The sequence below is a fragment of the Aromatoleum evansii genome (assembly GCF_012910805.1).
GTDB lineage: Bacteria > Pseudomonadota > Gammaproteobacteria > Burkholderiales > Rhodocyclaceae > Aromatoleum > Aromatoleum evansii.
In genome coordinates, this window is record NZ_WTVK01000101.1 from 1 (window position 1) to 10,831 (window position 10,831).

General features: G+C 68.3%; 4 protein-coding genes. 2 read left to right on the forward strand and 2 right to left on the reverse strand.

All coding sequences use genetic code 11. The features are described from left to right. The first annotated feature begins 30 nt into the window (after positions 1–30). A complete protein-coding gene (locus GO615_RS26420; RefSeq protein ID WP_169132839.1) occupies positions 31–1,398 on the forward strand; it encodes an MATE family efflux transporter in 1,368 nt (455 codons plus the stop codon). Between the two features lie 6 nt (positions 1,399–1,404). Here the strand turns inward: GO615_RS26420 and GO615_RS26425 are convergent, their stop codons facing one another. Beyond that, positions 1,405–3,216: a M61 family metallopeptidase gene (locus GO615_RS26425; protein ID WP_169132840.1), complete on the reverse strand. Its 1,812-nt coding sequence runs from the start codon at positions 3,214–3,216 to the stop codon at positions 1,405–1,407. Between the two features lie 350 nt (positions 3,217–3,566). After that, positions 3,567–7,406: a PAS domain-containing hybrid sensor histidine kinase/response regulator gene (locus tag GO615_RS26430; RefSeq protein WP_169132841.1), complete on the reverse strand. Its 3,840-nt coding sequence runs from the start codon at positions 7,404–7,406 to the stop codon at positions 3,567–3,569. A 198-nt stretch (positions 7,407–7,604) separates the two neighbouring features. On the opposite strand from GO615_RS26430, the gene GO615_RS26435 reads away from it, so the two are divergent. Then, on the forward strand, positions 7,605–10,784 hold the full coding sequence (locus tag GO615_RS26435; protein ID WP_169132842.1) for an error-prone DNA polymerase: 3,180 nt from the start codon (positions 7,605–7,607) through the stop codon (positions 10,782–10,784). Positions 10,785–10,831: the final 47 nt, after the last annotated feature.

The window sequence follows — 10,831 nt, forward strand, 5'->3', positions numbered from 1 at the left end:
CCCTTCCCCCCGGCCCGATCTCCCTCTTCCTTGAGCGCCCCCGTCTCATCGTCCTTCATTGCCCGCCAGCTGCTGCACCATGCGTGGCCGGTGCTGGTCGCGCAGATCCTGTCGATGAGCATGCTGATCGCCGACACCGTGATCGTAGGCCGCTACGGCACCGTCGACCTCGCCGCGGTCGCCGTCGGCAGCGGCGTATATATCTCCATCGTGATGCTGGTGGTGGGCGTGCTGCAGGCCGTCGCCCCGACCGTCGCGCATCATTTCGGCGCCGGCCGCATGGAATCGATCGGCCCCACGCTGCAACAGGGATTCTGGCTCGCGCTGATGCTTGCCGTGCCCGGCATCGCGCTGATGGTGTTTCCCGGCTTCCTGCTGGAACTCTCCAGCGTCCCCGCCGACGTCGACGCGAAGACCCGCGAATACCTCCTCGCCACGGCCGCGGGCCTGCCAGCGGTGCTGCTGTACCGCACCTTCTATGCCTTCAACAACGCCGTGGGCAAACCGCGCGTGCTGATGGCGATCAGCTTCATCGTCACCACCACGCACATCCCGCTCGCGTGGGCGCTGGTCTACGGCCACCTGTGGCTACCGCCCCTGGGCGTGCTCGGCTGCGGCGTCTCGACGGCGATCGTGAACTGGCTCGCCTTCACCTGCGGCGCCGTCTACCTCGCGCGCAATCCGGGCTACCGACCCTATCGCCTGTTCGCGCACTGGCGCGGGCCGCAGGCCGCGGAAATCCTCGGCCTGCTGCGCCTGGGCCTGCCGATGGGCCTGTCGACCTTCATCGAGGTGTCGTCCTTCACGCTGATCGCGCTGTTCGCGGCCCGCCTGGGTGCCGAGGCCGTCGCCGGCCATCGCGTCGTCGCGAACATCGCTGCCCTGATCTACATGCTGCCGCTGGCGATGTCGATCGCCGTGCTCGTCCTCGTCGGCCAGGCGGCCGGCGCGCGCGACTGGGCCCGGGCACGCATGACGATACGGGTGGGCATGATCGTGACGGCGGGACTCGCCTCGCTCATCGGCATCGCGCTGTGGATCGCGCGCGAGCCGCTCATCGCGCTGTTCTCGGAAGACGTCGCCGTGCGTACCGTCGGCCTGATGCTGCTTGTCTACGTCTGCCTCTACCAGCTGTTCGACTCGGTGCAGACCGTCGCGGCGCATGCTCTGCGCGGCTACAAGGTGACCTTCGTGCCGATGCTGATGCACGCCGTGTGCTTCTGGGGCGTGGGCCTCGCCGGCGGCTATTGGGCGAGCTTCCACGCCCCCTGGCGCATCGAAGGGCCGCACGTGGCAGGCTTCTGGGAGGCAGGCGTGATGTCCACGACGGTCGCCGCGGTGCTGTTCGGCTGGCTGCTGCGCGCCGTGATGCGGCGGCAGGAGGAGCCTCCTGCCTGAGGGCGCTCAGCTTCCCAGCCAGCCCTCACGCAGCGCCCGCATCGCCGCCGAGACGCGCTTGCCGCTCGCGAGCTTCACCGTATCGGCCGGCTGAGGCGCCAGTTCGGCCGTAACGGTCGTCAGCTCGTCGCGCCGGAAGGCGTGGATGGTCACCTGCTCGCCCCCCTGACGGCGCGCGAGCATGCCGTCGAGCGAAGCGGCCGTCACCTTGAGGCCATCGATGGCGACGAGCACGTCCCCCGCCGAAAGCCCGCAGCGCTGCGCCGGACCGTCGTCGAACACGTTTGCGAGCTTCGCCTCGCCGTTACCGCCGGCCAGCTTCACCCCCAGCGAGGCGCCCTTGGCGGCGGCCTCGGCACGGAATTCGATCCCGAACGGCCGGAGGAACTCGTCCAGCGCCAGATCTTCGGTCCCCTCGACCGCGTCATTCAGCCAGCGCGACAGGCGCCGCCCTGCCCCCTTGAGGCCGGCCTCGCCGACCTCGGCGACAAGCGCGAACAGGCTATCCTCGGCGACCCCTTCTCCCGTCAAGCCGTGCCGCTGCCACAGCAGGCGCATCACGTCGTCGAGGCTCTTGCGCCCCGCACTCGCGGCACGCAGCTGGAGGTCGAGTGCGAGCGCGATCAGCGCGCCCTTCGCGTAGTAGCTGACGATCGCATTGGGCGCGTTCTCGTCCTGCCGGTAGTACTTGATCCACGCATCGAACGACGATTCGGCGACGCTCTGCTTCAGGCGGCCGCTGCCGCGCAGCACGCTCGACATCGTCTTGCCGAGCAGCGTGAGGTAGTCCTCGACGCCGATCACGCCCGAGCGCACCAGCGCGAGATCGTCGTAGTAGGAAGTGAAGCCCTCGAAGGCCCACAACAGGCGCGTGTAATTCTCCGTGGCGAGGTCGTAGGGCGCGAACGCCGCGGGCTTGATCCGCTTGACGTTCCAGGTGTGGAAGTACTCGTGGCTGCACAGGCCGAGGAAGGTCCGGTAACCGTCGGTGTGCTCGTGCATGCCGACGTAGGGCAGGTCGTTGCGCCCCGTCAGCAGCGCCGTCGAGGCACGGTGTTCGAGGCCGCCGTAACCGTCGCCGACCACCATCGTCAGGAACAGGTAGCGGTCGACGGGGGCGGGCGTGCCGAACAGTTCGATCTGCCACGTGCAGATACGCGAGAGATCGCTGCACAAGCGTTCGAGGTCGCAGTCGTGCCGTCCCGTGAGGACGATGTCGTGCGGCACGCCCGCGGCCTCGAAGCGCGCGTGCGTGAAGCCGCCCATTTCGACCGGGTGATCGACGAGCTCGTCGTAGTTCTCCGCGTAATACAGGCCGAAGCCCATCGCAGGTGCCGCGAGCGGATTTCCCGCCGGGCGACGCAGGGTGGTCGCGACCTTCCAGGTCTGCAGCGCCGGGCCGTCAGGCGGGAGGATGTCCACATAGCAGGGCTCGTCCGTCTTTCCCTCCACCGCGAGGAACACGCTGGTACCGTTGAAGAACCCATGCGTGGCATCGAGATGGGCGGCGCGCACCGAGAGATCCCACGCATACACCTCGTAGCTCAGCGTCAAGGCCCGCCCGGCGGCGACCGGCGCCGCACGCCAGCTGTGCTTGTCGAGCTTTTCCACCGCGACCGGGCGACCGCCGCACTCCGCACGCAGCGTGACGATGTTGCGGGCGAATTCGCGGATCATGTAGCTGCCGGGGATCCACGCGGGAAGACGAAACACCTGTCCGGCCGGATCGGGGCTGGCGACCGTGCAGGTCACGTCGAAGATGTGCGCCTCAGGACGCGCGGGGGCGATGGCGTACGACACGCGGGGCTGATGGGGCATGGGGATTCCGCAACACGAAGCAAACCGTCGATTCTAGCCGCAGCAGCGTCGCCTCGGACGACCACAGGTGCGTTGTGTCGATGCCTCATTTTTGCGCAGAAGCAACATTTCCTTTCGCGTCAGCCCTCTGCGACACGTCCCCACAACTTGTCCACAGGACTGCTCACGCCCGATGGGGATAAGGAGGGACTTTCCCACAACGCACGTTGCGGAAATGCCTCATTTTTGTGCAGACACAACATTTCCTTGTGCGTCAGTACCCTGCAGCACGTCCCCACAAGTTGTCCACAAAGCTGCGCACGTCGAGTGGGGATAAGCGCATCTTTTCCGGAAAGGCGCCCCCGCGGGCCTCACTCCGCGGTGGCCCGCGCAGGACCCGCCGGCGGCCCGCCCTCGACACACTGCTGCGCGGAAGACAGGAAGCGTCCGATCTCGGAGAGCGTCGCATCCACCGTCTCGCCCAGGCGATCGACCGCCCCGTGAGGCTCCCCGCCGTCCTTCAAGGCCATTTCCGCCACGCCCGCAGCATTAACCAGGCGCGACAGGCCCATCGCCCCCGCCGCCCCACGCAGTTTGTGGGCGACGCCCGCAGCCGACGCTGCGTCCCCCGCATGCAGGAAAGCGGCGATCCTGCCGGGATCCCCTCCGTAGGTATCGACGAAGCGCTGGAGATAGCTCGCATAAGTCTTCGCGTCACGCCACAACCTGAGACCGAGCGCAGCATCGAGCAGCGCCTCGCCTGCCTCGGGCGCGAACGGAAGAGGCGTAACGGGCACCGCAACGGATGTCCGCCGCGGCGCATAAGTCAGCAAGGCCGAGATCAGGTCCTCGGCCGCAAACGGCTTGGACACGAAACCGCTCATGCCGGCCTGCAGCGCTGCCTCGTGCTGGTCGTGGAAGGCGCCGGCCGACACCGCGATCACCGGAAGCACCCGCAGGACTTCCGATGCACGGATGCGGCGCGTCGCCTCATAACCGTCCATGACCGGCATCTGCACGTCCATCAGCACCGCATCGAATTCCGCCGGCTGTCGCTCGAGCAGCTCCAGTGCCTCCTTGCCATGTTCCGCCTGCGCAACCCGTGCGCCCTCGCCCTCGAGAATCCCCTGGGCGACCTCGCGATTGATGTCGCTGTCGTCCACCACGAGCACCCGGTATCCCGCAAGGCGGCCCGACGGCGTCGAGGACGACGCCCCGACCGCGCAGCCGCTCCTGCCCGCAAGCAATTCCGCCACCGATTCGAGCAAGGTCGTGCCGGTCACCGGCTTGGTCAACACCCGGTCGGCGAAGCGGCTGTCCGGATGCCTTTGCAGCGCTTCCCGATCGGCCGCCGTCACCATCACGATCACCGGCTGCGCATCGTTGCCGAACATGAGACGCATCGCCGCTGCGGTCGCCAGCCCGTCCATTCCCGGCATGCGCCAGTCAATCAGCACGACATCGAATGGCTGCCCCGCTTCCCGACGTGCCCGCGCGGCCTCGATGGCCGCCGCGCCGGAATCGGCAAGTTCGGCCGACCACCCCAGCGTCATGACCACCGCGGCCAGGGTTTCGCGCGCCAGCGGATGGTCATCGACGATCAGCACCCGCTGCGGAAGGGGGGCGGGCACCGCCATCGCAGGTCCTTCCGCCGTCGCAAACGGCAACTCGAAGAAAAACTCGCTACCCTGCCCGGGCACGCTGCGCACGCCGAGTTGCCCGCCCATCAGCTCGACCAGCTGCCGGCTGATCGCCAGCCCGAGGCCGGTTCCGCCGAAGCGCCGGCTCGTCGAGGTATCCGCCTGGCTGAAAGGAGAAAAGATCTCCTCCTGCTTCTCGGGCGGAATGCCGATCCCGGTATCCGACACCGCAAACCGCAGACGCAGACGATCGCAGCCAGGTCCCGCGGGCACGACACGCAGCACGACCTCGCCCCGCTCCGTGAACTTGATGGCATTGCTCGCGAGATTGGTCAGCACCTGCCGCAAACGCAAGGCGTCGCCCAGCAGGGATTCGGTGCCGGGCGGCGCCGGCCAGACTGCGACCTCGACCGGCTTGCCCTCGCACGCATACGCCATCGTGCCTGCCAGCTCGTCAAGCACGTCCGCAAGGCGGAAGGGCTGATGCTCGATGTCCAGCCGATGCGCCTCGATCTTTGAAAAATCCAGGATGTCGTTGAGGATGCCCAGCAGCGATCGCCCCGCCCGCTGGATCTTGCGCGTCAGCTCGCGCGCCGCCGGCGGCAGATCGGCCCTTTCCAGCAGATATGCGAGGCCGAGCACCGCATTCATCGGGGTGCGGATCTCGTGACTCATGTTCGCCAGAAATTCGCTCTTGGCGCGGCTGCCTGCCTGGGCGAGTTCCGACTGGCGGGTGAGTTCGAGGTTCAGCTCTTCCAGCCGTATCTGCGCGTCCTTCAGTTCGCTCACGTCCGAAATCACCGCATACACGCCACGCACGTGCCCGTCGTCGTGGTCGGGAACGAGATGCCACCACAGATGCTTCACGCGTCCGTCGCGATCGCCAACCACACTCGCCTGGAATTTCTGCGGCTGCCCCGCGAGCGCCGCCTCCACGTATGGCCGGCTCGTCTCATACAGGAAAGGCTCGAACACGAAGTCCATCGGCGCATTGCGTACCGACACGGCAGGCTTGCCGAGGAATTCCAGCAGCGCGCGATTCACGAAGCGGCATCGCAGGCGGTCGTCCCAGTACCCGATCATCGTGGGAATATTGTCCGCGACGGCGCTCAGGAAGCGTTCGCTTTGCCTCAGTGCCTCCTCGTTCCGGCGCTGTTCGGTCACGTCCAGAGTGACGCTCACCACCCTCAGGGTCTCCCCCGTCGGACTTCGCTGGGCACGGCCGAGTGCCCGCACGATGCGCTCGGTGCCGTCCGGACGCACGATATGGAAGCTGGTATCGAAGGCGCCGCCCTTCAGCGCGCGATCGAAATCCGCACCGACCGCAGCCCGATCGTTGGCCGATACCTGCGACAGCCAATCCTCGACCTTTCCCGGGAAGTTCCCAGCGGACAAACCATAGATCTCGAGGAGCCGATCGTCCCAGCTGAGCTTCCCGTCCTCGCAGTGGTATTCCGCCACCCCCATTCCGGCCGCCTCGGTCGCGAGCTTCAGTCTCTCGGCGATACGCTGCTGGCGCGCGCCCTGCTCCACGAGTGCCGCGTGGCGTGCTTCCTCCGCGCTGGCGCCGATGCGGCGCTGCACATTCTGCAGGTAGATGTAGGCCAGGCTGGCGAGCAGTGCGGACAGCGCCAGGATGCCGGCCGCGAACCAGCGCGGATCGGGCTGGTTCAGCGCCTTGTGAAAGGGCGCCAGCGCCCTGACCTCCACGATCCAGTCGCGGCCGAAGAGCTCCACCGGTAACTGCCTGACCAAGCCCGCGGCGGTCGCCTGGTCGCTTCCCGGGGATTCGTAGAAGCGGAGCGGCTGTTCGGCGTAGGCTGCGTCGTAGATCGATACCGCGAATTCGCCGCCGCGGAAATCGAAATCCGCCAGCACCTCATCGATGACCAGCGGCGCATAGATCCAGCCGAGCAATGTTCGCCAGCGCTCTTCCGGTGTCGCCGGCTGATAACCGCCGCGATAGACGGGCAGGAGCAGCAGGAAACCGCGCTCCGGCTTGCCCATCGCCTGCAGCAAGGTGAGAGGCGCGGTCAGCACCGGCTGGCCGGTGCGAACCGCGGCCAGCGCGGCAGTGCGGCGGTTCAGTTCGGATGCGATGTCGAGTCCGAGCGCTTCCCGGTTGTTCGCCTCGGGCTCGACATGCAGGATGACGAAGCGCTCGCCCGCGTGCGGCGCGATCTGCTTGATGCCGAAATCCGGCCTGCCGTCGCTGCGCACGGCGGCGACGAACCGGGCCTCGTCCGCGGGCTCCACGCGGCGGATGAAACCGAAGCCCCGCGCACCGGGGAACTCCCGATCCGCCTCGCGCGACTGCGCGTACTGCAGGAAACGCTGGCGCGATATCGATTCGCTGCCGGCTCCGATGATTGCACCGCGAGCCCCCCGCAGGCCGTACTCGAAGGTCTGGAAGCGCGCCACCAGCGCAGCCGCAGTACGGGCGGCCAAGGCATCGAAACGGGCGTCCGCGGCCTGCCGGTTGGTCTCGACGGTCTGCCGGGCCACCCCCAGTGCAACGGCAAGCCCGATGAGGATGACCGCCAGGGGAAAAACCAGGGTTCGCTTGCTCATCCGCTTACGGCTCCATCCCTGCATCGCGCATGGGGTCAATGGCATGTTAAGCCAAACGAATGACATTCGCGCACCCGGATCGTTCGTCCGGCAGGACGACCGTCACACCGGCACGCCCATTCGTCATCCGCATCGGTTCGGAACAGCCCATCGCGACATTCGGACGGCAATCCGGCGCATGAAGCATATACTGTACTTATGTACAGTCTCACATCTTTACCCGCCCCATCAGCGGACGCCGGATACGCGGAACTCCACTGCCTGAGCAATTTCAGCTTCCAGCGCGGCGCCTCGCACCCCGAGGAACTCGCGGCACGAGCGGCCGGGCTGGGCTACGCTGCACTGGCCATCACCGACGAGTGCTCGCTCGCCGGCGTCGTGCGCGCACACCAGGAGATCCGCCGCCAGGCGCTGCCATTGCACCTCATCATCGGCAGCGAGATCCGCCTCGCCGACGGCCCCTGCCTCGTCCTGCTCGCCACCGACCGCGCCGCATACGGCCGCCTCTCGCGCCTCATCAGCCGCGGCCGGCGTGCCGCCGCCAAGGGAGAATATCGCCTCACCCGCGCCGATCTCGAAGACGGCCTGCCGGGCTGCCTGGCCCTGCTCGTGCCACCCGAAGGGATGCCGGACCACGCTGCGCTCATCGCAGACGCCCGCTGGCTCGGCGAGCACTTTCCCGGCTCGGGCTGGCTCGCCGTCGAACTCGCGTGCGGACCGGACGATGCCGGACGGCTCGCGCGCCTGCAGGCGGTCGCCCGCGAAACCGGCCTGCGTCCCGTCGCGGCGACGGGCGCACTGATGCACGAGGCCGCGCGCCGGCCGCTTGCCGACGTGCTCGCCGCGCTGCGTCTCCATGCCACCGTCGCCGAAACCGGCTCCCGGCTCGCCGCGAACGCCGAACACCGCCTGCACGAGCGCGACACCCTTGCCCGCCGCTATCCGCCGGAACTCCTCGCCGAGACGCTGCACATCGCCGCGCGCTGCCGCTTGCGGCTCGACGAACTGCGCTACGAATACCCCGCCGAGCTGGTCCCCGAGGGCGAAGCCCCGGCGAGCTGGCTGCGCCGCCTGGTCGAGGACGGGCTGCGCTGGCGCTATCGCCCGGACGGCGAGGTTCCCCCGCGCGTACGCACACAGATCGAACACGAACTCGCGCTGATCGCTGAACTCGGCTTCGAAGCCTATTTCCTCACCGTGCACGACATCGTGCGCTTCGCCCGCAGCCGCGGGATCCTGTGCCAGGGACGCGGCTCGGCGGCCAATTCGGTCGTGTGCTGGGCGCTAGGTATCACCGAAGTCGATCCCCAACTCGGCATCATGCTGGTCGAGCGCTTCATCTCGAAGGAACGCAACGAACCGCCCGACATCGACGTCGATTTCGAGCACGACCGGCGCGAAGAGGTCATCCAGTACCTGTACGCGAAATACGGCCGCGAACGGGCCGCGCTCGCCGCCACGGTCATCCGCTACCGCGCGCGCAGCGCCCTGCGCGACGTCGGCCGTGCCCTCGGCTTCCCGCCGGCGCAGATCGAGCGACTCACGCGCGACCACTTCTGGTTCGACGGCCGCCACATCCTCCCCGAACGCCTGCGCGATGCCGGCCTCGACCCGGACAGCCCCACCGTCCGACGCCTCGCCGCCCTCACCGAGGAGCTGATCGGCTTTCCGCGCCACCTCTCGCAGCATGTCGGCGGCTTCGTCATCGCCCGCGGCCGCCTCGACGAACTGGTGCCGATCGAAAACGCCGCGATGCCCGAGCGCACCGTGATCCAGTGGGACAAGGACGATCTCGACACCCTCGGGCTGCTCAAGGTCGACGTCCTCGCCCTCGGCATGCTCTCGGCCCTGCGCCGCGGCCTCGCGCTGATGTCGGCGTGGCACGGGCGCGAGTTCACACTGGCCGACATCCCGCGCGAAGTCGACGCCGTGTACAACATGCTGTCCGCGGCCGACTCCGTCGGCGTCTTCCAGGTCGAATCGCGCGCCCAGATGACCATGCTGCCGCGCCTGAGGCCCCGCCGCTTCTACGACCTCGTCGTCGAAGTCGCGATCGTCCGCCCCGGACCGATCCAGGGCGGCATGGTCCATCCCTACCTCGAAGCGCGCACCCGCAAGGAACGCGGCGAGGAAATCGACTACCCGCGCCCGGAGCGCCGCGCTCCGGACGCACCACAGGACGACGGCGTACGTCACGTGCTCGAGCGCACGCTGGGCGTGCCGATCTTCCAGGAACAGGTCATGCAGCTCGCCGTGGTCGCGGCCGGTTTCACCCCCGGCGATGCCGACCAGCTGCGCCGCGCGATGGGCGCCTGGCGCCGCCAGGGCGAGCTCGAACGCTACCGCGCGCAACTGCTCGCCGGCATGGCCGAGCGTGGCTACCGGGCGGACTTCGCCGAGCGCCTGTGCAACCAGATCGAAGGCTTCGGCAGCTACGGCTTTCCCGAATCGCACGCCGCCAGCTTCGCGCTGCTGGTGTATTTCTCTGCCTGGATCAAGCGTTTCGAGCCCGCCGCCTTCCTGTGCGCGCTGCTCAACAGCCAGCCGATGGGCTTCTATTCCCCTTCACAGCTGATCCAGGATGCCCGCCGGTACGGCGTGACGATACGCGGCACCGACGTGCGCGCAAGCGACTGGGACTGCACGCTCGAGCCCCAGGACGGCACCAAGCTGCCCGCGGCGCGCCTGGGGCTGCGGATGATCAAGGGCTTCAACGCCGACGCTGCGGCGCGGATCGCCGCAGCACGCAGCCTGCGCCCCTTCGCCGGCGTGGACGATCTCGCGCTGCGTGCCGCGCTCGACGCCCGCGAACTCAGGCTGCTCGCCACCGCCGGCGCATTGGCGGGGCTCGCCGGCCACCGCCGCCAGGCGCTGTGGCAGGCCGCTGGCGGCCAACCGGAGGAAGGCCTGCTGCATGGCGCGCCGGTGCTGGAAAGCGCCGCCGCGATCGCGCCCCCGAGCGAAGCACAGGAGCTCCTTGCCGACTACTCCCGACTGGGCTTCACGCTCGGCCGCCATCCCCTCGCGCTGCTGCGCGAGCGGCTCAGCGCGATGCGCTTCCTCACCGCCGCGGAAATCTCCGCCTGCCCCGACCGCAAGCTCGCCCGCGCCGCCGGCATCGTCACCTGTCGCCAGCGGCCGGGCACCGCGAAGGGAACGCTGTTCATGACCATCGAGGACGAAACCGGGCTCGCCAACGTGATCGTCCGCCCCGAGCTCATCGAACGCCAGCGCCGGGAACTGCTCGGCGCATGCCTGCTGGGAGTATTCGGCCAGATCAGCCGCCAGGGCAATGTCACGCACCTGCTGGCGAGCCGTGTCGTCGACCATTCCGCCCTGCTCGGCGCGCTCGACGCCAAAAGCCGCGACTTCCACTGAGGACTGCGCACCATACCGCCGCGCGCCCCCGCCCCCCTGCCCCTTAC

Excerpts from the sequence above, each read along its gene's own strand:
- GO615_RS26425 (WP_169132840.1), bottom strand. The coding sequence starts at position 3,216 with ATGCCCCATCAGCCCCGCGTGTCGTACGCCATCGCCCCCGCGCGTCCT.
- GO615_RS26435 (WP_169132842.1), top strand. The coding sequence starts at position 7,605 with ATGTACAGTCTCACATCTTTACCCGCCCCATCAGCGGACGCCGGATAC.
- GO615_RS26430 (WP_169132841.1), bottom strand. The coding sequence starts at position 7,406 with ATGAGCAAGCGAACCCTGGTTTTTCCCCTGGCGGTCATCCTCATCGGG.